19 protein-coding genes and 2 pseudogenes are annotated in these 20176 nt (G+C 68.5%); 12 read left to right on the top strand and 9 right to left on the bottom strand.

Features of this window, described 5'->3' with window-relative positions; all coding sequences use genetic code 11:
- The 4 genes and pseudogenes from AB0J06_RS03205 (at nt 1) to AB0J06_RS03220 (ending at nt 4483) form a co-directional block, all read left to right on the top strand.
- Complete coding sequence (locus tag AB0J06_RS03205; protein WP_357424054.1) at nt 1-870, top strand: DeoR/GlpR family DNA-binding transcription regulator; 870 nt, start codon at nt 1-3, stop codon at nt 868-870.
- Nucleotides 871-889: 19 nt separating this feature from the next.
- A complete protein-coding gene (locus tag AB0J06_RS03210; protein ID WP_357424056.1) occupies nt 890-1792 on the top strand; it encodes a 1-phosphofructokinase family hexose kinase in 903 nt (300 codons plus the stop codon).
- A 16-nt stretch (nt 1793-1808) separates the two neighbouring features.
- Nucleotides 1809-3677 (top strand): recombinase family protein, encoded by a 1869-nt coding sequence (locus AB0J06_RS03215; protein ID WP_357424058.1) that lies wholly within the window; start codon nt 1809-1811, stop codon nt 3675-3677.
- A 136-nt stretch (nt 3678-3813) separates the two neighbouring features.
- Nucleotides 3814-4483 (top strand): annotated as a pseudogene (locus tag AB0J06_RS03220) (IS6 family transposase).
- Between the two features lie 465 nt (nt 4484-4948).
- Here AB0J06_RS03220 and AB0J06_RS03225 read toward each other — a convergent pair.
- Nucleotides 4949-5458: a hypothetical protein gene (locus AB0J06_RS03225; protein ID WP_357424060.1), complete on the bottom strand. Its 510-nt coding sequence runs from the start codon at nt 5456-5458 to the stop codon at nt 4949-4951.
- 83 nt (nt 5459-5541) lie between these two features.
- On the opposite strand from AB0J06_RS03225, the gene AB0J06_RS03230 reads away from it, so the two are divergent.
- The 5 genes and pseudogenes from AB0J06_RS03230 to AB0J06_RS03250 all read left to right on the top strand — a co-directional run.
- Nucleotides 5542-8142, top strand: coding sequence for an AMP-binding protein (locus AB0J06_RS03230; RefSeq protein WP_357424062.1), 2601 nt, complete (start codon nt 5542-5544; stop codon nt 8140-8142).
- Nucleotides 8121-9146, top strand: a complete 1026-nt coding sequence (locus AB0J06_RS03235) for an iron ABC transporter substrate-binding protein (RefSeq protein ID WP_357424064.1) — start codon at nt 8121-8123, stop codon at nt 9144-9146. Before AB0J06_RS03230 ends, AB0J06_RS03235 begins: the two co-directional genes overlap by 22 nt.
- 79 nt (nt 9147-9225) lie before the next feature.
- Entirely contained in the window at nt 9226-10731 is a 1506-nt protein-coding gene (locus tag AB0J06_RS03240; protein ID WP_357424066.1) for an iron ABC transporter permease, read from the top strand.
- Nucleotides 10728-11762: an ABC transporter ATP-binding protein gene (locus AB0J06_RS03245; protein WP_357424068.1), complete on the top strand. Its 1035-nt coding sequence runs from the start codon at nt 10728-10730 to the stop codon at nt 11760-11762. Before AB0J06_RS03240 ends, AB0J06_RS03245 begins: the two co-directional genes overlap by 4 nt.
- A 430-nt stretch (nt 11763-12192) precedes the next feature.
- Nucleotides 12193-12970 (top strand): annotated as a pseudogene (locus tag AB0J06_RS03250) (DUF932 domain-containing protein); the annotation flags it as partial.
- Between the two features lie 639 nt (nt 12971-13609).
- Here the strand turns inward: AB0J06_RS03250 and AB0J06_RS03255 are convergent.
- The gene (locus AB0J06_RS03255; RefSeq protein WP_357424070.1) at nt 13610-14509 is read right to left on the bottom strand and encodes a hypothetical protein; all 900 of its coding nucleotides are present in this window, start codon (nt 14507-14509) and stop codon (nt 13610-13612) included.
- Nucleotides 14510-14566: 57 nt separating this feature from the next.
- Nucleotides 14567-14911, bottom strand: coding sequence for a hypothetical protein (locus AB0J06_RS03260; protein ID WP_357424072.1), 345 nt, complete (start codon nt 14909-14911; stop codon nt 14567-14569).
- Nucleotides 14912-14991: 80 nt separating this feature from the next.
- Here AB0J06_RS03260 and AB0J06_RS03265 point away from each other — a divergent pair, with 80 nt between their 5' ends.
- Entirely contained in the window at nt 14992-15132 is a 141-nt protein-coding gene (locus AB0J06_RS03265; RefSeq protein WP_357424074.1) for a hypothetical protein, read from the top strand.
- Here AB0J06_RS03265 and AB0J06_RS03270 read toward each other — a convergent pair.
- Complete coding sequence (locus tag AB0J06_RS03270) at nt 15116-16216, bottom strand: winged helix DNA-binding domain-containing protein (RefSeq protein ID WP_357424076.1); 1101 nt, start codon at nt 16214-16216, stop codon at nt 15116-15118. The genes AB0J06_RS03265 and AB0J06_RS03270 overlap by 17 nt on opposite strands.
- Nucleotides 16217-16565: 349 nt before the next feature.
- Here AB0J06_RS03270 and AB0J06_RS03275 point away from each other — a divergent pair, with 349 nt between their 5' ends.
- Entirely contained in the window at nt 16566-16835 is a 270-nt protein-coding gene (locus tag AB0J06_RS03275; RefSeq protein WP_357424078.1) for a hypothetical protein, read from the top strand.
- 57 nt (nt 16836-16892) lie between these two features.
- On the opposite strand, the gene AB0J06_RS03280 is transcribed toward AB0J06_RS03275, so the two are convergent.
- From AB0J06_RS03280 to AB0J06_RS03295, 4 genes are all read right to left on the bottom strand, one after another.
- On the bottom strand, nt 16893-17135 hold the full coding sequence (locus AB0J06_RS03280; RefSeq protein WP_357424366.1) for a transposase: 243 nt from the start codon (nt 17133-17135) through the stop codon (nt 16893-16895).
- A gap of 96 nt (nt 17136-17231) precedes the next feature.
- Nucleotides 17232-17387, bottom strand: coding sequence for a hypothetical protein (locus tag AB0J06_RS03285; protein WP_244200224.1), 156 nt, complete (start codon nt 17385-17387; stop codon nt 17232-17234).
- Nucleotides 17388-17660: 273 nt separating this feature from the next.
- Nucleotides 17661-18584 (bottom strand): hypothetical protein, encoded by a 924-nt coding sequence (locus tag AB0J06_RS03290; RefSeq protein ID WP_357424080.1) that lies wholly within the window; start codon nt 18582-18584, stop codon nt 17661-17663.
- A gap of 437 nt (nt 18585-19021) precedes the next feature.
- Nucleotides 19022-19324, bottom strand: a complete 303-nt coding sequence (locus AB0J06_RS03295) for a hypothetical protein (protein WP_357424082.1) — start codon at nt 19322-19324, stop codon at nt 19022-19024.
- Between AB0J06_RS03295 and AB0J06_RS03300 the strand changes: the two genes are divergently transcribed.
- Complete coding sequence (locus AB0J06_RS03300) at nt 19295-19534, top strand: DDE-type integrase/transposase/recombinase (RefSeq protein ID WP_357424368.1); 240 nt, start codon at nt 19295-19297, stop codon at nt 19532-19534. The two genes, AB0J06_RS03295 and AB0J06_RS03300, sit on opposite strands and share 30 nt — an antisense overlap.
- 147 nt (nt 19535-19681) lie before the next feature.
- Here AB0J06_RS03300 and AB0J06_RS03305 read toward each other — a convergent pair whose 3' ends face one another.
- Nucleotides 19682-20137 (bottom strand): hypothetical protein, encoded by a 456-nt coding sequence (locus AB0J06_RS03305; RefSeq protein ID WP_357424084.1) that lies wholly within the window; start codon nt 20135-20137, stop codon nt 19682-19684.
- Between the last annotated feature and the right edge of the window lie 39 nt (nt 20138-20176).

The raw sequence follows: 20176 nt of genomic DNA on the forward strand, positions 1-20176 counted from the left end.
ATGCCGGACACTCCCCGCCCCGCTCTCCCCATCGATGGTCACGAGGCCGCGACCATGACGCCTCCGGACACCGCCGACGGCGGCCTCAGCGCGGCCGCCGGTACCCGCCGTAAGCGCAAGGCCGACCGGTTCGGACACATCCTCAAGTTGCTCTCCGAGAACGGAAGCGTGGACGTCGCCAACCTCGCCACCGATCTCGGCGTCAGCGAGGCGACCGTCCGGCGGGACCTACAGACCCTGGCCCAGCAGCAACTGCTCGAGCGCGCGCATGGCGGCGCCGTCTTCCAGGGGGCCGCCGTCGAGCTGCCGGTCCATTACCGCGAAAGTCACGCACGCGTTGAGAAGCAACGAATCGCCAGCGCGGCGTTCGAGCGCGTGGCCGACGGCGACGTGGTCGCGCTGACCGGCGGCACCACCACGACGGAGATCGGGCGCCGCCTGGTGCACCGCGCCGATCTTTCGGTCGTCACCAACGCGCTCAACATCGCGGCCGAACTCGCCGTCCGACCGAACATCAAGCTCATCGTCACCGGCGGCGTGGCCCGCAGCGCATCGTACGAGCTGGTGGGCCCGCTCGCCGACTCCACACTCAGTAAGATCAACATCGATGTCGCGTTCATCGGTGTGGACGGCGTCGACCGGGACGCGGGGCTGACGACCCAGAACGAGACCGAGGCCGCCACGAACCGCGTACTGATCGAGCGCAGCCGAAAGGCGATCGTGGTGGCCGATTCCAGCAAACTGGGTCGGGTCGTGTTCGCCAGCATCTGCGCGCTCTCGGCCGTGACCGAGCTGATCACGGACGACGCCGCCGATCCCGCGCACGTCGAGAGCCTGCGCGCGGCCGGGCTCAAAGTCACAACGGTCTGAGCCACCAGTGATTCTCTGTGTGGCGCTGAACGCGGCCCTCGATGTTACGTACGTGGTCGACGGCGTGCGGTGGCACGCCGGGAACCGGGTGACCTCGGTTGCCGAACGCGCCGGCGGCAAGGGGACGAACGTCGCCCGGGTACTCAGCGCCCTCGGTCACGAGGTCGTCGTCACCGGACTGGTCGCCGGCAACACCGGGGAGCGGATCCGGCGCGACCTCGCGGCGGCGGGCATCTCCGAAGCGTTCCTGCCGGTGCCGGGCGAATCGCGGCGCACGCTGGCGGTCGTCGACACGATCGCCGGCGACGCCACCGGTTTCTGGGAGGCCGGGCCCCGGATTGCGGCCGAGCATTGGGCCGCTTTCCTCGACCATTACCGGCGCCTCCTGCCGAGCGCCTCCGGGGTCGCCCTCTCCGGCAGCGCGCCAACGGGACTGCCGGAGGACGCGTACGCGCAACTCGTGGCCGCCGCTCGCGACGCCGGCGTGCCGGCTGTGCTCGACGCCGACGGAACGGCGCTGCGCCTCGGGGTTGCCGCCGGCCCTGAGATCGTCAAGCCGAACGCGGAAGAGCTCAGGGCCGCGACGGGGCACGACGACCCCCTCGCCGGCTCCGAACTGCTGCTGCGAGACGGAGCTAACGCAGTCGTCGTCTCCGTCGGGGCGGACGGGCTTGTCGCGTCGACGCCGCAGCACCGGTGGATGGCCCGGCCCCCGGCCCGCCTCTCCGGCAACCCGACCGGCGCCGGGGACGCGTGCGTCGCCGGCCTGGTGCGCGGTCTCGTCACCGGAAGCAGCTGGCCCGAACGGCTTGCCGAGGCGGTGGCGCTCTCGGCCGCAGCGGTGTTGCGGCCGCTCGCCGGGGACGTCGACCTGGACGCCTACCGCCGGTTCCGCGATTCGGTTCTCGTCAAGGAGGTGTAACGATGAGTACTTCGACGTGGGCCAGAGCCGATCACTGCCCTGGCAACGCCGCACGCAGGCGAGTTTCCTCCTCGCGGCGCTGCGCAACCCGCGACGAGGATTCTCCGCCGTCGTCGTCGGTGAACCACACCGCGCGTTCTACGGAAACCAGTTCGGCCTCACGGTGCCACTGTTCACCCATTACGGCGTCGAACTCTGGGTGCCCGAGATCGGCGGCCCCATCGACCCCGACAACGAGGCCCACGAACTGGTCATGTCCGTCTTCGGCGGCATGAGCAAAGGCGAACGCAACCGCATCAAGCTCCGCGTCCGGACCGCCATGGCCGCCCAGACCCTTCTTGAGGGCCGCTACCTAGGCGGCCGCCCACCCTACGGCTACACCCTGCGCGACCTCGGCCCCCACCCCAACCCCGCGAAAGCTGCCGACGGCAGATGCCTCAAGGGGCTCACCCCTGGCGACGAGACCGCCCCGATCGTCCGACGGATCTTCACCGAGTTCCTCGCCGGCAACGGACTCTTCGCCATCGCCGAAGGACTCACCGCCGACCACGTGCCCTGCCCCTCGGCACACGACCGCGCCCGCAACCCGCATCGCAGCGGCATCGCCTGGTCCAAAAGCGCCGTCCGCGTCATCCTCACCAACCCGCGCTACACAGGCCGGCAGGTGTGGAACAAGCAACGCACCGACGAGGTGCTCCTTGACGTCAACGACGTGGCGATGGGCCACACCGGCGTCATGCGCTGGAACGCGCCCGACAAGTGGGTCACCTCGAAGGAGATCATTCACGAACCGCTCATCGACGACACGACCTTCCAGCAGGCCCAAGCGATTCTGCAAGGGCGCGGACGAGGCCCCGGCGGTCAACACGTCAAGCAGCGCACCCGCAACCCGTACGTCTTCCGCGGCCTGATCTACTGCGCCGCCTGCCAGCGGCGCATGCAGGGCCAGTACAACCACGGCGACGCCTACTACCGCTGCCGGTTCCCCCAGGAATACGCCCTCGCCAACCAGGTCGAACACCCCCGCAACGTCTACCTGCGCGAAGACGCCCTCACCGACCCGCTCGACACCTGGCTAGCCTCCGCCTTCGCACCACACCGGATCGAACAGACAATCACCGCTATGGCCGACGCCCAGCCAACCGAGCATTCATCTCCCCCCGGCTCCGTAGCCCGAGCGACCATCACCGAATGCGACGCCAAACTCGAGCGCTACCGAGCAGCTCTCGACGCCGGCGCGGACCCCGCGGTGATCACCGGCTGGATCGCTCAGACTCAGACCGAACGCGCCCGCGCCGAAGCCGAGCTCCACGTGAACACAGGCAACAGCCCGCGCCGAATGAGCCGAACAGAGATCACCGAACTGGTGCAAGCACTCGGCGACATCATCACGGCGCTCCGCGACGCCGACCCCACCGACAAAGCCGAGGTCTACCGACAACTCGGCCTCCGGCTCACCTACCATGCCGAAACGCAAACGGTGCGCACTGAAGTCGATCTCAGCGCGCACCGTGGGGCAATGGTTGTGTCCGAGGGGCGACGTTCACCACGAATCCATGATCACCATCCGGGGCAAACTGCAACTCACGCCCAGATGACCGCATCGTCGAGTGCCGAGGGCCGCCGCCACAGGCATTCGAACAGTTCGCGGATGACCCCCATGGCCCCGCCTCCAGACATTCGCGACACCCTGCACACCGCCGGCCGGCCGGCGGAGCAGGTGCTGGCTGACGCCACCGAGATGTTCGACTTGCTGTACGCGGCGCCGCGGGACAACTTCGCCGACTTCTACCTGCAAGGCTCCGAACAACACCCCCGGGCCGCCGCGAACCAGCAGTTCTCCGCAGCGGTGGACGCCCTAGACGCCGCGTTGCACGACAAGTGACGCGGGCCGCACTCGGATAGGATCTTGTGATGCCATTTGGCTCCGTTGCGTTGGGCGTTGGCATGATCGAGGCAGGCTTGACCGGTGAAGCTGTCGATCCTTGCTCGTCCGTGGGTGCATCCGACGTCGGCGTTCGCTGGGTTTCCGGTTCCCGCCAGAGGTGATCGTTGTCGCGGTGTGCTGGTATCTGCGGTTCAATCTGTCCTATCGCGACGTTGACGAACTGCTGGTCGAGCGCGGTGTGGAGGTCGATCACGTCACCGTCTACCGGTGGGTGCAGCGGTTCACCCCGGCTGCTGGCCGACGCCGCCGGATTCTGCCGCCACTCGCCAGGCGATAGGTGGCACGTCGACGAGGCCTACATCAAAGTCAACGGCGTGTGGCGGTACGTGTACCGGACGATCGACCAGTACGGGCAGGTCATCGACGTGCTGGTGTCGGCGCGCCGGGACGCTGACGCGGTCCGGCGGTTCTTCCGCCGGGCGCTGGGCACGGTGAAGGTGACGCCCAGCGAGGTGGTCACCGACGCCGCCGCCGTCTACCCCGGCGCCCTGGACGAGTTGATCCCGTCGGCCTGGCACCACGTCGAGCAGTACGCCAATAATCCGATCGAGGCTGATCACAACCAGCTCAAACACCGGCTGAGACCGATGCGCGGGCTACGAACGGACCACACAGCACAAGTGATCATCACCGGGCATGCCTTCATCCAGAACCTTCGCCGCGGCCACTACGAACTCGGACTCGACGCACCACCGGCCCTGCGGATCGCCACCGCGTTCACCGAACTCGCCCAAGCGATCTGACCGCCGACCCGACGCGGGTTCAACACGTCCGCCGGATCCACAACGCAACGGCGCCTTTCAATCCTCGGCCAGACATTGGGGCGGGTTGGGACTGGCCGATCAAGGGTGTAACTGGCCTCGCCTGACACGCCGAACGTTGATGCTTGGCGGGAAAGGACAGACAGTGACCGAGAGCCAAGGCCCACTCGTGCAGGCGGTGCCCGCCGTCACCGAGCCCGTTGTCGGGTCGTACGTCTGGGCCGGCGACGAAACCGTCGAGGGACATGGACAGGCAGAGATGGTGGCGGACATGCTGCCTCCCTTCCTGGCTGCGGTCCTTGGGCCATGGCCGAACGATGCCGCGGACTTGTCCCGATCCGTGCTGCCGCCGCGCGCCGACGCTGTCCTCCAGCGCCCGTTGAGACGTCGTCGGAGGAGACCGGGCGCCCCGATCGGTCACTTTTGCCGCCGTCCGTGGCCGGATTGTCATGATGTAGATGGCGGCAGCAGGGTTGTCGCGTCGACCACCTCGACCGTGGCTGCGGCCCGGTCGGTGGCCACGGTCAGCACGTGCCGGGGCGCAGGGGGCGGCAGCCGGTGGAGTGTCAGGCCCGATCCGCCGCCGGCCTTGAACTGGGCTTCTGCGATTGTCCAGGCGACGACCTCCGGTACCAGCCGATCACCGGTCCGCTCGACGTCGATCCCGACCCGTCCGCCGCCGGGCAAGGCGGCAACGGCTACCACCGTGCCGCTGTGCGACACAGACATGTCCAATGCGGTGCCGGGCAGCGTCGGCCGGCCGTGCCAGCGGCCGCAGTGAGAGCAAGTGCGGTCCACCGTCACCGCCTCGGCTGGGAGGTCGAGCATTGAGCCGGCGACGCTGCGCAGCAGTGCCGCTCCGAGCAGGAACCGGGCGCGATCCGCCTCAGCTACGGTGCGATGGACGCGCTGCCGCTCGCGTTGGTCGAGCACGTCGAGCAACCCGACGTGCGCCATCGTCAGGCCGACAGTAAACACCGTGATCTTGCTCGTTGTTGACGGTTGGACAGCCACGGTTGCTTAGGTTAGCCTCACCAACCGTGTTCCTGCTGCATCCCCCGCGGGTGCGCGCCGTGCCGGTGTCTGACACGGCCGACGCGCATCAGCCTGCCCTGATCGACTCGACTGGCCAGCTCAGCTACGGGGAGCTGGCCGATCGGGTGGCCGCGCTCGCGGCCAGCCTGCCGTCAGCGCAGACTGGTCGGCGGCTCGTGCACGTGCCGCTGGCCCCGCATCGCGACGTGGTGCTCGGCTACCTGGCGGTGCTGTCGGCCGGGCACGTGGCACTGGTCACCCCGCCGGAGCATCGGTCGATCACCGCGGTCTACGAGCCCGACCTGTGGCTAGAGCCGGATGGCACCTTCGCGACCGCGACGCCGAACGGTGACACCGATGAACCGCGGCATCTCCTGCATCCGGATCTGGCGCTGCTGCTCAGTACGTCGGGCAGCACCGGCTCACCCAAGCTGGTTCGGCTCAGCCACAGCAACGTGCTCAGCAACGCGGAGGCGATCGCGGCCGCGCTTTCGATCACGCCGGCCGACCGTGCGGTCACCTCGCTGCCGCTGCATTACTGCTTCGGGCTGTCGGTGCTGCATGCTCAACTCCGGGCCGGTGCCACCACGGTGCTGCGGCCCGGGGCGGTGACCGACCCCGGCTTCGCCGATGATCTGCGCCGCGACCGGGTGACCGTGGTTGCCGCCACTCCGCACGTGGTGGATCTGCTGGACGTCCAAGGTGTGCTGGATCATGTGCCTTCGCTCCGGTTGCTCGCCCAGGCTGGCGGCGCGTTGCCGCCCGCGCGGGTGCGAGAGCTCGCGGCTCGGGGCCGCGCGGCCGGCTGGGAATTGGCGGTGATGTACGGCCAGACTGAGGCCACCGCGCGGATGGCCGTGCTGCCACCCGAACTGTCGGAGCGATACCCCGATGCGGTGGGATGGCCGATCGCCGGGTCGGCGTTCCGGCTCGATCCGGCCGGCATCGACGAAGCGGTGGGTGCATCCGGTGGCCCCGTTGGCGAGCTTGTGTTCACGGGTCCAGGCGTCATGCTCGGGTACGCCGAGCAGGCTGATGACCTGGCCTTGGGTCGGATGCACACGGAGCTTCGGACCGGCGACCTGGCGCGGATCGACGCGGACGGACTGGTCCGGATTGTCGGACGGCGGTCCGATTTCGTGAAGATCATGGGAATCCGGATCGACCTCGGCCAGGTCGAGCGCTCCCTGCGCGGCCAGGGACTGCAGTCGTGCGTCACCGGCCGCGACGACCAGCTTCAGGTCACCTACCGGCGCTGCGAGCAATCTCCCGACCAGGTTCGCGGCCAGGCCGCGCAGGTCTCCGGTCTCAGCCGGTCGGTGATCTCGGTCCGCGCGGTCGATGACCTCCCGCTGCTGCCCAACGGCAAGCTCGACCGCCGGGGCAGCGCCGCCCTGCACGTCACGGAGACCTCCGGCCAGAAGGCAGAGACCGCCGCCGCGGTGATCGCCGTACTGGAGCCGCTTATCGGCCGCGGTGGCATCGACCCCGATCGGTCGTTCGTCGAGCTCGGCGGCGACTCCTTCAGCCACGTCGTGGCGTCCGTCGGCCTGACGCGGTTGCTCGGTGATCTGCCGTCCGACTGGCACCACCGCCCGGTGCGCGACCTGGTCGCGCTCGCCGACCGGCTGCCAAGTTCCCGGTGGCGGCGTCCGCTGGTGCGGCGGGTCGAGACGACCGTCGTCCTGCGGGGCGTGGCCGTGGTGACGATCTGTGGCAGTCATGTCGGGTTGTTCCGGCTGGCCGGCGGAGCGCACATCCTGCTCGCGGTCGCCGGCTTCCTGTTCGCCAGGTATGTACTCGCCTCGCCGACGACAGCGGAGCGCGTCCGGCGGACCGCCCGGGTCGCGGTCGGGGTCGTCGTCCCGGCGGTGACCGTCGCGGCGGTGATGCTGTGCGGGTTCGGAACGGTCCACTGGTCGAACGTTGCGCTGGTGCATTGGCTCGCCCGACCCCAGGTCGGCAACAACTTCTGGTTCGTCGAGGCCTATCTGGTGATCATGGTCGGCACAGTCGCAGTGCTGGCTGTTCCGTGGCTGCGGGCCGCATACGCCGCCGACGCCTGGCGTACCGCGATGGTCGCCTTGGGGGTGCTGCTGGTGCCTCGCTATCTGGTGCTGGCGTTGTACGACGGTCCGCTGCGTGGTCTGCCGGGCACGGTGGCGTGGCTGTTCGTGGCGGGAGTCGCGATGGCGGCGGCCGACAGCCGCAGGCGCCGGCTGGTCACGACAGCGGTCGCGGTAGGCGCCGCCGTTGGTTTCTTCCCTGGAGACGCCGCCCGGAACCTGGCGATCATGGTCGGGCTCACTTTGCTGGCGCTCGTTCCCGCGCTACCGGTACCGCGGCTGCTCGTCCGTCCGCTTGGCGCACTGGCGGCCGCCTCGCTGCACATCTACCTCGTGCAGTTCCAGGTGTTCGCGTTCTTCGGCTCTCCGATCATCAAGTTCGCGGCCGCGATTGTCGGCGGCTTGGGGTTCTGTGCGGTCGGCAACTACGTCCTGCGCCGTCGGCTGTCGCCTCTGCCGGCGGTCGCAGTCATCAGTCGTCGCGTGGCGGCGAAGCAACTCGTGAAAGAGGACATCACATGCGTCGACGCACGTTCCTGACCGGCCTGGGGGCCCTCGGGGCAGTGGGCCTGGTGGGGTGCGGGTCGAAATCCGAGGACGGGTACGTCGCCGACCCCGGTTCGCTGCAGGTCTACTCCGCGCAGCACGAGAACCTCACCAAAGCGTGGGCCGAGGCGTTCACCGCGGCGACCGGCATCAAGGTGCAGATCCGCAAGGGCTCCGACGCCTCGATGGGTCATCAGATCGTGGCTGAGGGCTCCGCGTCGCCCGCCGACGTGTTCCTCACCGAGAACAGTCCGGCGATGACGCTGGTCGAGCGGAACAAGTTGCTCGCCCCGTTGGACGAGGCGACCCGGCGGCAGGTGCCGGCCAATCTGACTCCGTCGTCGAAGGCGTGGACCTCGATCGCCGCCCGGTCCACGGTGCTGGTCTACAACACCGCCAAACTCGACAAGGCCGACCTGCCGAAGTCGCTGATGGATCTCGCCGGGCCGCAGTGGAAGGACCGCTGGGGGTGTGCCCCCGGTGGTGCGGACTTCCAGGCCATCGTCGCGGGCATGCTCGCCGGGCAGGGCGAGCAGAAGACCACTGACTGGCTGGACGGTCTAAAGTCCAACGCCCGGGTGCTGCAGAACAACATCGCCACGATGAAGTCGGTCAACGCCGGTGAGATCGAGTGCGGCGTGATCTACCACTACTACTGGTACCGAGACCAGGCCGGCCCCAAGGAAGGCAGCGCCAACACGGCTCTGCACTACTTCCGCAACCAGGACCCCGGCGCGTTCGTGTCGCTGTCCGGAGGTGCTGTGCTGGCCCGGACGAAGAAGCCGACCGAGGCCCACAAGTTCCTGACCTTCATCACCAGCAAGGCCGGGCAGCAAGTGCTGGTCGACTCCCAGTCGATGGAGTACGCCGTGGGGAGCGGTGTCGCCTCGGCGCCCACGCTGCCGCCGTTGAACAGCCTGCAGGCGCCGCCGGTCGACCCCTTCACGCTGAACTCCGACAGGGTGAATGAGCTGATGACCGATGCCGGCATCATCTGACCTTCGCGAGTCGCCCGCCGCCGCGTACGACGAACCGGTAACACCCCGGCCAGTCGCACGCGCCCGTCGGTCCACCCGGATGCCGTGGATTGTCGTGGCGGCCGCGGTCCTGGTCGCGGCCGTGATGGTCCTGCCGGTCCTGGTCGTAGTCGGTCAGGCTTCTGCCAGTGGCGACGAGGCATCGAGGCTGCTGCTGCGGCCGAGGACGGCCGAACTGCTCGGCAACACGATGCTCTTGGTCCTGCTGACCGTTCCGATCACCCTGCTGCTGGGATGTGGTGCGGCCTGGCTGGTGGAGCGAACGACGCTGCCGGGCGCCGGCGCGTGGCGCACGCTGCTCCTGGCACCGCTCGCCATCCCAGCGTTCGTCAGCAGCTACGCCTGGACGTCGGTGCTGCCCGCGGTGCAGGGGCTGGGTGGCGCGGTGTTCATCACCGCCCTGGCCTACTATCCGTTCGTCTTCCTGCCGGCCGCGGCTTTGCTGCGGGCGCTCGACCAGGGGCACCTGGACGCCGCACGGTCGCTCGGCTCATCCGGTCTGGGAGCGGTACTGCGGGTGGCGATGCCGCAGTTGCGTCCAGCCATCACCGGTGGCGCGTTGCTGGTGGCCCTGCACCTGCTGGCCGAGTTCGGCGTCCTGCAGATGATGCGGTTTCCCACCTTCACCACGGCGATCCTGCAACAGTTCGCGGTCGGGTTCAGCAACGCCGCTGGCAGTCTGTTGGCCGCGGTACTGGTGGTGCTCTGCGTTGGTCTGCTGGCCCTCGAGGTGCCGCTGCGCGGCCGCGCCCGGATCGCCCGGATGGGCGCCGGCGCCCGGCAGCGTCCGGTCGCGTACCGTCTGGGCGCGTGGACGATCCCGGCGTCCGCTGCACTCGTCGCGCTGGTCGGCGTGGCGCTCGTGGTTCCGCTGGTGCTGGTGCTGCGGTGGCTGGTGCTGGCGATGACGTCCGGCGCGGTGGTCGTTGGCCCGCTGCTCGCGGCGGCGGGTTCGACCGTCGGCCTTGCGGTGCTGGCGGGCCTGGCGGCGTCGGTCGCCGCGCTGCCCGCTGCGTGGCTGCTGTATCGGTACCCGTCTCGCCTGGCGACCGCGCTGGAGCGGGTGACCTACGTTGCGAGCGCGCTTCCCGGGGTGGTGATCGGGCTGGCGCTGGTGACGCTGGCGGTGCAGTGGGCCCGTCCGGTCTACCAGACCGCCGCACTCGCGGTGCTGGCCTACACGGTGCTCTTCATGCCCCGCGCCATGGTCGCCTGGCGGTCCGGCCTGGCCGCGGCTCCGCCCGAACTCCTCGAGGCATCGCGTTCGCTGGGGCTGTCCGGTCTCGGCACCCTCATCCGGGTGGTCCTTCCGCTGGTCCTGCCATCAGCGCTGACCGGATTCGTCCTGGTCTTCCTCGCGACGTCGACCGAACTCACCGCGACCCTGCTCCTCGCCCCGACCGGCACCGAGACGCTGGCCACCGCGTTCTGGTCGGCCAGCGACGAGTTGGATTACGTGGCGAGCGCCCCGTACGCTGCGGCGATGATCGCCCTGTCCGCCCCGCTCACCATCCTGCTGCGCCGGCAGATCCTGGACCAGCGATGAGCGCCGCGGGCATCTCCGTCACCGGGCTCACCGTCGGCTATGGCGGCCCGCCGGTACTGGATCAAGTCGATCTGCAGGTGCGCGCGGGCGGCATTACCGCGGTACTCGGTCCCTCCGGCAGCGGCAAGACCACGCTGCTGCGGGCGATCGCCGGGTTCATCCGGCCCGACCACGGGCGAATCGAAGTACGCGGCCAGGTGCTCACCGACGGACCAACGTTGGTGGCTCCCGAGCGGCGCGGCATCGGCTACGTCCGACAGGACGGCGCACTGTTCCCGCACCTCGACGTCGCCGGCAACATCACCTTCGGGCTGCCGCGGGCCGAACGGCGCCGGGCGGCCCAGGTCGAGCCGTTGCTCGAGCTCGTCGGCCTGTCCCCGAGCCTGGCCCGCCGCCGACCGGACGAGCTGTCCGGCGGGCAGCAGCAGCGGGTTGCACTCGCCCGGGCCCTGGCCCGCGAACCATCCGTGGTCCTGCTCGACGAGCCGTTCTCGTCGCTCGACACCGCGCTGCGCGCCGCGACCCGCGAGGCCACCCGCGCCGCTCTCGCCGCGCGGGGCGCAACCACCGTGCTCGTGACACACGACCAGGCCGAGGCGCTGTCGTTCGCCGACCAGGTGGCCGTCATGTTCGACGGTCGGTTCGCCCAGATCGACAGCCCGGCCGGCGTGTACGGCGCACCGGCCACGCCCGAGGTCGGCCGGTTCCTCGGCGACGCGATGCTCCTCAGCGGGCAGGCCGTCGGCCGGACCGTCTCCTGCTGTCTGGGCCGGCTCGACCTGGCCGAACCGGCCACCGGCGACGTACTCGTGATGGTCCGACCCGAGCAACTCGTCCTTGGCGAGCCGTCCGACACCACCGCCTCGGTCTCGTCGGTGACCTACCAAGGCGCCGACGCTATGGTCCGCCTGGAACTGGTCGGCCAGACCACCCGTCTGGTGGCGCGCGTCCCCGGCGATCGCGTACCTCACCCGGGCGACAAGGTGGGTATCGCCGTACCCGCACCCGTCCGCTCATTCCCCCAACGCTGATCCGACGACCCGACAGCGTCGCCTACGACGGGGTAGGCCGCTGAGAAGGAGATGACGCAGGCCACCCCCGCTTTTCTCTTAGGCGAGCGTCTACACCAACCAACCCAAGCCGGACACACGCCACGACTTTGCGGAGGCCCTGCCGGTCGACCTCGTCTGCGCAGGTCAAGGACTCGGCCTCGATCATGTACATCGAGTACAACTCCGGGGCGATTGCGACCATGAATCCATGATCGTCGTCCGGGAAGAACTACAACTGGCATCCCGATAACCACCGCAGCCGATGCTGCACCGTGGGGTTCAGTTTGGACGATGATCGACACGATCCCCAACGTGGCCTGTGCGTCTTCGGTGCCATCCCGATCGGCTGACAATCACCACCGTCGGCATCGACACCGTCAACGGCGCCGAGGTGCAGATCCCCGCCGACGACAAACGGATGACCGTACGCCGCAACCCCGTCACCGGCGAAACCGAGTACCTGGGCATCGTCGGCACCGACTACACCGTGGTCCAGAACGAGCAGTGCGCCGAGATGCTCGACCGCCTCGTCGACCAGGTCGGCGGCGCCCACTTCGAGACCGCCGGCAGCCTCCGCCGCGGCAAGAGCGTGTTCGTCACGATGAAGCTACCCACGGCGATGGAAATCGCCGGAGTGGACCGCCTAGACCTCTACCTCATCGCCACGACTCCCACGACGGCACCGCCGCCCTGCGAGTCGATGCCAGCCCGATCCGAGTGGTGTGCGCCAACACCCAGCGCGCCGCCTTCGCCCACTCCGTCGGGCACTACACGTTCCGGCACACCTCCAACGTCAACTCCCAGATCAGCCAATCCCGCGAAGCGCTGGGCCTAATGTGGACGTATCTGGAGACCTTCGAGAAGGCTGCCGAGCGGATGCTCCAGACCGAGATGACCATGCGCGAGTTCGAGAACATCGTCGGGCAGGTGTGGCCGGTCAAGGACAACGCCTCCGAGCAGACCCAGAAGAACGCCAAGCAGCGGCTTGGCACCCTCAAGTATTTGATCCGCAAGGCCGACACCCAGAAGGCCATCACCGGTAGCCGGTGGGCCGGCTACCAGGCCATCACCGAGTACCTCGACCACTACCAGCCCGCCAAAACCGCCGCCGCCCGCGCCAACCGAGTGATCACCGGCAACGCCGGCGAGCTGAAAGTGACACCACCTTCAACCTGCTGAAGGTCTAACCGCACCCAACGCGTAGGGGGCAGCGGTCTAAGGGCCGCTGCCCCAACCCATACGAACCGGCTACCCCCGCGGCACACAGTTGGTGCGGACAGACGCCGACCTGAACGTCATGCTGGCAACGGCCCGCCAACGTTAGGCCACATCTACATTCCCAGCGACCTTCGACAGTCGGTGGGGCCTGCCCGCCGTCGCCGTTGAGCGGTGGAAGGCCGAGACTGGCCGCCTGGCGCAAGCGCGTGCTGCTGCCTTATCTGCTCGCCGCCGAGGTAACCCGCCAGATCCAGGACCAAGTGCTCCTCGGACTGTGCGGCACCTTCACCACGCCGCCACCGAATCGTTGAGGGTCCAACCCCACTCTTGCCATCCCGTACGCCTTGGAGCTGGACACCGCCGGCAGCGACCGAGGCGAACGTGCATTTATCCTCGGGAGGTACCCGTGATGCACACACCGCTGCGGCGCAGGGTTCGCGACTGCCGCTGCATCGTCCACCACCGCCTCCCGCGCACCACCTACAACGACCCGGCTGCGCCCGCAGATCCGAGGCGGCACATATGTGGTGCGGCCGGCTCGATGTACGGCCCACGGACGTGTCACGAAGCCCTGGACGTGCTAGGAAAAGTTGCCAGAAAACATGGCCTCAGCCGGTGATCTCCCGTGGGTCACGTTCGGCCACCACGTTCGGGAGGGTGACCTGGACCGGCGGCTCCCCGACCGCCGGAAACCGCCACTGCGTCATCTCCGGCCGACCCGCCGGCAGCACCGGCGCGAGGAGCTCGAAGAGGCGGTTCGCCTGCTCCGGGCCGTACTCGTCCCAGGTCTTCGTCGCCAGTAGCCACCAGCCACCCGCGGCGAGCGGCTCCACCTCGACGAACGCGCCGGACGCGCGGAGGCGATCCGCACCGCCGACGCGCTCGGCCATCTCGTCGCTGAGCACGGTCAGCCAACCGTAGTTGCGCAGCACCTCGCCGGGCCGCTTGCGGTAGTCAGCCGAGGAACGGCTGAGCGCCGCCTCCAGCGGCGTATCCGTCAGCAAACCTCGTACGGCGACGGCGACCGCCACCGGGGCGGCCAGGTCCGCCACCTCCCTGACAGTCGCGAGGAGCGCCCGCTCACCGCCGGGATCATTGGCCACCGCGTCGTCGATGGTGCTGACGAGATCAACGTAGCCCTCGTCGCTGACCGCACTCACGAGGAAACTCGGTTGGTTCAACCGTCCCTGCTCGTCCCTGGTCTGCGCCTCGAAGGATGCCGTGTCCGGAAGATCACCGAGGCGACGCAGCAGTTCGTCCCACGACTCCGGCGAGTAGGTCTCCGTCCACTCGCTAGGCTCACGGTGAAAGTCATCGAACACGGCGGTACCCAGCATATTGTGCACCGTGCCGGGCGGGGACACGGGCGGATCGAGGTCGGCCTTCGGCATCGCGCGCACGGCGGCGCCGAACGCGCCGTGCAGCCGTGGCGGGCACAGCTCGAACCAGCGCCGCATCGCCCGGACCGCACGCTCGCGGTCCGGACTCACCGGCACCGTCACCATCACCGTGCAATCCTCACGTCGCCTACCAGTCATGCCCACTCCCGTCTATCCCGCCGCCTGTCAGCGGGCGAGTGCGAAGTCCGCCTGGGTCTGGGTCTGAACCACCGCACCGGCTGCTCCACCACCGAGGAGCGCCCAGCCGCCGAAGGCCACGGCGAGACCAATACCACCGGCGATGCCCCAGCTCGCCACCGGGTCCTCCCGGACACCGGTGTCCTGCGCCTTCGTGATGTGGCGTTCGGTGTCCCGCTCAGAGTCGTCAACCGCGTCGAAGGCGTCCTCAGTGTTCTTCCGAAGCTGGTGACCCCGCGGAACCTTGTCCTTGAAATCGTCCGTGCGGTAGTACTCGACGCCGGTGGGTTCTGCCTTGGTCGAACGAGGATCGGAGTAGACGGTTACCACCATCGGGACCTACCGTCACCGAGAGAACGACGTGCGCCTAACCATCGCGACCCGCCTGCTGCGCGGTCGCGGCGATCGCCGTCGTGGTCCCGGCGCTGGTCACGGCCGCGCTGCTGGTCGTCATCCTGCTGGCGCTCAACGGGTACGAGGCCTGGATCGTCAGGACTCACCGGCCGCTGCCGCTCCTGCGCCTGCCCCGAGCACGGCTCACCGGCGGGAATTGAACCGCACGTCGCGGTGTACGGCGTCGGGCGCGGCGAACGCGAGCAGCCGCTCGCCCTCCTCGGTCAGGTCGTGTACGTCGCGGGTGGGGATCTGGAACAGCGGCCGCACGACCAGCGTAGCCGCGCCCTTCCGCCGGATGATCTTCCAGATGGCCCGGACGAACCCGTCGACCAACACCGTCCCGGGGATGACGCCGGGCACGCCGAACACGTCGCGGCGGTCCCGGTCGTCCATGATCCGTCTGGCGTCGTCGTGGGAGACCACGATCGCGTCGAAGTCAGCGACGTAGCGCACCGGCGCCGGGGTGTCCGGGTGCGGCAGCGGGGCGTCGGGCAGGTCGAGCAGCTCGGCGCCGTCCTCGTCGCGGTAGGCGACCAGCCGGTCGCCGAGCCGGTCGGTCACCTCGCGCAGCCCGCTGAGCCCCGACCAGGCCTGAACGTCCTGCACCGTCGCGGGGCCGAACGCCGCCAGATACCGCAGCACCAGGTCGTCCAGCGTCGTCCCCGGGCCGCCGCGTACACCAGCGCCCAGCCAGTGCTCGGCGCTGGTGTACGCGGGCTGCCCGACTGCGCCCCACAGCCCGTGCGGCGGCACCTGCACCAGCGGCACGCCCGCGCGCACCGCCGCGCCGAGCGCAGCGGGCTCGGCGTCGGGCCAGCATGCGCTGAGCTCCGCGCCGAGCTCCTTGATGGTGCGCGGCCGCTCCTCGACGAGGGCCCGTCCCGCGGCGGCGACCCGGCCGGGATCGGCTCCGCGCAGCCGCTCGCGCCCCGACGGGCCCAGGTGGCGGTCCTGCACGGCCTGCAGAAGTGGCCGGAGGTCCGTGGCGTCGCGGGCGCTGACCAGATGCGGCGTGGCCCGCATCAGCGCGGTGCGGACAACCGCACGGGAGGTGAGCAGTGCCGACAGGTCCTCGATCTGGAACCGCCGCAGTCGCGTCCACAGCCCGAGGTAGGGCGGGTTCGGCGCCTGGGCGGGCAGGCCCGTGAGATGCTCGATCGCCTCCAGCGGGCCCAGCGGCGAGCGCTCCAGCAGCAGCTGCCGCACGAGCAGGGCACGGTTGAGATCGCGGCGGGTCAGCACACGCGGATCATTGCACGAGGACGTCGCCTGATGTCTCACCACGGTGACACCTTCCCCGTCGACCGGATCATGGGGGCGGTCACCTGCGGCGGCGACGACGTGGCCGTCGCGCTCAGCACCAGTTAGGGCTGTCGGCAATCTGGCTGGAGCGTCATGCCCGGCAGCCCACACCCGCTGGCGTCCCGTCGTCGCCGCGGGCGGATAAAGTTCCGATCGCCGCCGGCTGAGCACCGCAGCCGAGCGGTGGAAGGAGCCGTCAGTGCTTCTCGGCCCTGAAGGGCCGAGCTTGCGGATCGTGACGGCTCGTGGTGATGAGCACGACGTCACGCCGCGTTCGGCAGGTTGACGGATGCCCAGCCCGGACACCGCGTGCGGCGATGCTGCGGGCATCCCACCCCGCCCGCCGCGGACCATGAGCCACGACGAGATGCGCCATCACGAAGAGCAACAGCGGGCCAGCCGCCTCTCCCCGCGAGACCGACACCACATGTTCGTCCACCACGACGGCGCCTGGTGGATCGGCGACCACGACGGCTACGTCGAGATCACCAGCGAGGAGCAGAACCTAAGGCTCGACCGGTGGCACGAGCGGCTCAACAACGGCGCGCTCTGGGCCTGAGCGGTGTGTAATGGTTCGGTAACCTGCCGGGTGCGATGAGGCGGCACCCGGTCCTTGTCAGGGGGTGCCGGTGACCGTGCCCTGCTCCCGCAGCTCATCAAGGATCCGCTCGGTGGTGCCGCGCTCGTTGAACTGCTTGAAGTGCCCGTAGACGGTCTGCCACAGCGGGAAGTCGGCCGGCAGGTACCGCCAGGCACAGCTGGATCGGACCACATACAAGATCGCGTTCACGATGTCCCGGCGGTCTTGCTTGAACGGCCGGCCCATCCACTTGGGCAACGGCAGCATCGGCTCGACGATCTCCCCCTGCACGGGACTGAGCACATCGAGCCGATCGAGCTGCGTGACGTGTGGTACAGCTCGGCAGGCGACGGCTGGCCGCCTGCCGAGCTGGCGTCAGCTCAGAGGTTCGACCTTGCGGTTGCCCAGGGCGGAGGTGAGTCGCACCGGGACCACCGACTCCTTGGCGATTGCTGGGCACTCCTTGCCGGCCGCCTCGGGTAGCAGTCCGACGCGGATCCGGAGGCGCACCGCCGTTTCACTCTCTGTCACTTCCGGCACGGCGCCGTAACAGTCGGCGGGTCCGGCCGTCACGGTGACCTCGAGGGTTCGATCGTCGACACTGCGCCAATCGCGCCACTGAACAACCTGCGCGTCGATTAGGTCGCTCCGGGTCGGCAACGCTTCCGGCCGTGTCGGTCCGGTCGGCGCTCGGACGCCTGACGTGTCGCTGCCGGGCTCGGCTGCGGAGCCGCAGGCGCTCAGTGCGGCCACCACAGCCAGCAGCCAGGCAGCCAGTGGAAGTGGTGGCCGCATCGGTTCAACTTACCAGTCAGCGTTGGCGGCGTTCATCGCGTCGACGACAGCCTGGTCGAAGTATGGCCCCTTGTTGACGCCTTCGCTGTTCACCGTGGACATGACCGAGCGGACCGAGCCGAGTCCGCTGGCGTTGTCGTAGTTCCAGGTCCACGGTCCGCCCGAGGAGCCACCTCCGAAGTTGCAGGTGATTTTGGATTTGTTGTCCAAGATGCTGTTGTCGGTGGCAGTGCCCCAGCAAGCCCACATGACGTTGCCGCCGTCACGGTTGCTCGGATATCCGAAGATCGACGTGTCGAACTCGGTGCCACCGTTGTAGACCAGGCCGTGCCCGCCGATGGTGTTGACGACTGTCGTGTTCCAGTCGCCGCCGGAGTAGGTGGTCACGAAGCCGACGTCCCGGTTGAGGTTGCTGTTGTTGATCCACTCGTTGAAGGTCCGCAGCCAGTACGCCTGGAAGCGGCCGACCGGGTCGTGGTCGGTGTTGAAGGCGTTGTATCCCGGCACGAAGACGAGGTTCTGCAGCCAGGTGCCGCCCTGTCCGTCATGGACACAGTGACCGGCGGTGATCAGCACCCGCTTGGACGAGGTGTTGATCGCTGACGCCGAGCACCACGAGCCACTTTCGTAGCCACCGATGAACAACTTGCCATTGGTGATCGAGAAGTTCGTCACCGGCGGCGGGGCGTTGGTCACGCTCTGCGAGATCTGGGCGGCCACCGGCTTCGCCGCGACGGCGGCCGTCTTGCTGGCCACGGCGCGGGCCTTGTTCTCGACCCATTCCGCATCTCCGGGGGCATCCAGCGGCTTGGCTGCCTTCATCCGTTCCGGCGTCCAGTACGCCAGCACCTCGGGGTCTCCGCCGGTGCGCTCGAACGACTTCAACTGTGTGGGCGTGTAGTTGCGCACCGCTTTATCGCCCGGCAGCCGCACCGGGGCAGGCGCACTGCTGGTGCTCAGATCGGAGCCGCTGATCCGAGCCGGCGAGGGGTTCGCCCCGGCGGGAGCGCCCGCGGGAGCGGTGAGTAAGGCGATTGTTGCGACGGCCGCAGCCAGTGCGGCGGCCCCCAGGCGTCTCAGGCTTCTCAGACAACGGATTTTGCTTGACGAATCCATCCGGCTGACTCCCCCTGTTCAGCAACCGTTTCCGGTGCTCTCAAAGCCGTCTTCATGCCGCTCGGCGACGGCTGCCATCGAGAGGTGAGGCTACCGAAGGAATCGTTCTGCATCTATGCCGTTCCATGGACCGTAAGTGCGCGAGGAGCTACCGAGAGAGATCGAATCAGCGCGACCTGCGTACACAGACGTCAATGTGTTTTTGGACACAGCCTCGTGCCGTCCGTCATGTACGCCACCGGCGGCTGATGTGCTCAACGACCCGCACCCGCAGCCAGGCCGGTGAGCCGGTATGGGAAAGGGATCTTCTGAATTAAGCGGGTTCGCCTCGATTCGAGCACGGGCAGGTCATTGACGTGCTCGTCTCGGTCCGCCGTGATGCCGCGGCGGCCCGCCGGTTTCTTCCAGCGGGCGCTGCGGGCGCTGAAGGTGACGCCCAGCGACGTCGGCACCGACGCCGCCCCGGCGTGCGCGACGACCTGATCCCCTCGGCATAGCACCACGTCGAGCAGCACGCCAACAATCCGATCGAGGCCGACCACAGTCAGCTCAAGCACCGGTTACGACCGATGCGCGGGCTCCGGACCGACCAGACCGCACAAGTGATCATCACCGGATACGCATTCATCCAGAACCTCCGCCGCGGACACTACGAACTCGGGCTCGACACTCAGCCCAAGCTCCGAATCGCATCGGCGTTCAACGACCTCGCCCGGGTCATCCGACGCCGACCCGACCCGGGCGTACCGCCTCTCCCGATCAGATAATGCAACGGCACCGATCAGGCCAGTTACACCCTTCATCAGACAGTCCCCCTCCACGGCCGGTTCATGCGCCGAGGTGTTCTCGGTCGTCATCTGGCGTCTCTCCCTTGATCGGTCGACCAGCGTTATTTGTACGTCCCGACCCTGGGCTCATTCAGCCCCGTTAAAGAATGCCCGGTATAGCTCTGGACTCAGTTCCCGCAGCGCCGCCGGGTACGGCGGATCCTGCAACCCGTCGAGGTAGTACATATTGATCGCGTACTCGAACTGCGACAGGTGCTTGATCACCGTCTGTAGGAACCTGACCAGTTGTTCGCGCTCCCAGGTCAAATCGGGATCGAGCAGCACCTTCTGCGTCCATGGCTGGACGATCATGACCAGCAGGGTAAATTCGGTGATCTGGTCGAGAGGCTGCAGCGCCGGCAGAGACGTACGGAGGTGCGTGTAGGCCGTTTCCACGAGGTCTGCACGGCAGGACGGCAAGGTCAGCCAGACGATGTCACCCAGGGGACCGAAGCTCCACGGCATCGGGATCTGCGGCTCGTCGTCCGACTCCGGATAGAAGAGCCACTCCACATGATCTTGCTCAGATTCGCCGTTGCTCATTCATTCCTCACTTTCACAAGCCTCGCCGCCGCCCTGGCC

It is taken from the genome of Micromonospora sp. NPDC049679, from assembly GCF_040659735.1.
Lineage (GTDB): Bacteria > Actinomycetota > Actinomycetes > Mycobacteriales > Micromonosporaceae > Micromonospora_I.

What these genes read in the sequence shown, in the direction of transcription:
- AB0J06_RS03205 (WP_357424054.1), top strand. Translation starts at nt 1, where the DNA reads ATGCCGGACACTCCCCGCCCCGCTCTCCCCATCGATGGTCACGAGGCC.
- AB0J06_RS03225 (WP_357424060.1), bottom strand. Translation starts at nt 5,458, where the DNA reads ATGGCGCACGTCGGGTTGCTCGACGTGCTCGACCAACGCGAGCGGCAG.
- AB0J06_RS03235 (WP_357424064.1), top strand. Translation starts at nt 8,121, where the DNA reads ATGCGTCGACGCACGTTCCTGACCGGCCTGGGGGCCCTCGGGGCAGTG.
- AB0J06_RS03240 (WP_357424066.1), top strand. Translation starts at nt 9,226, where the DNA reads ATGCCGTGGATTGTCGTGGCGGCCGCGGTCCTGGTCGCGGCCGTGATG.
- AB0J06_RS03245 (WP_357424068.1), top strand. Translation starts at nt 10,728, where the DNA reads ATGAGCGCCGCGGGCATCTCCGTCACCGGGCTCACCGTCGGCTATGGC.
- AB0J06_RS03260 (WP_357424072.1), bottom strand. Translation starts at nt 14,911, where the DNA reads ATGGTGGTAACCGTCTACTCCGATCCTCGTTCGACCAAGGCAGAACCC.
- AB0J06_RS03275 (WP_357424078.1), top strand. Translation starts at nt 16,566, where the DNA reads ATGCCCAGCCCGGACACCGCGTGCGGCGATGCTGCGGGCATCCCACCC.
- AB0J06_RS03305 (WP_357424084.1), bottom strand. Translation starts at nt 20,137, where the DNA reads ATGAGCAACGGCGAATCTGAGCAAGATCATGTGGAGTGGCTCTTCTAT.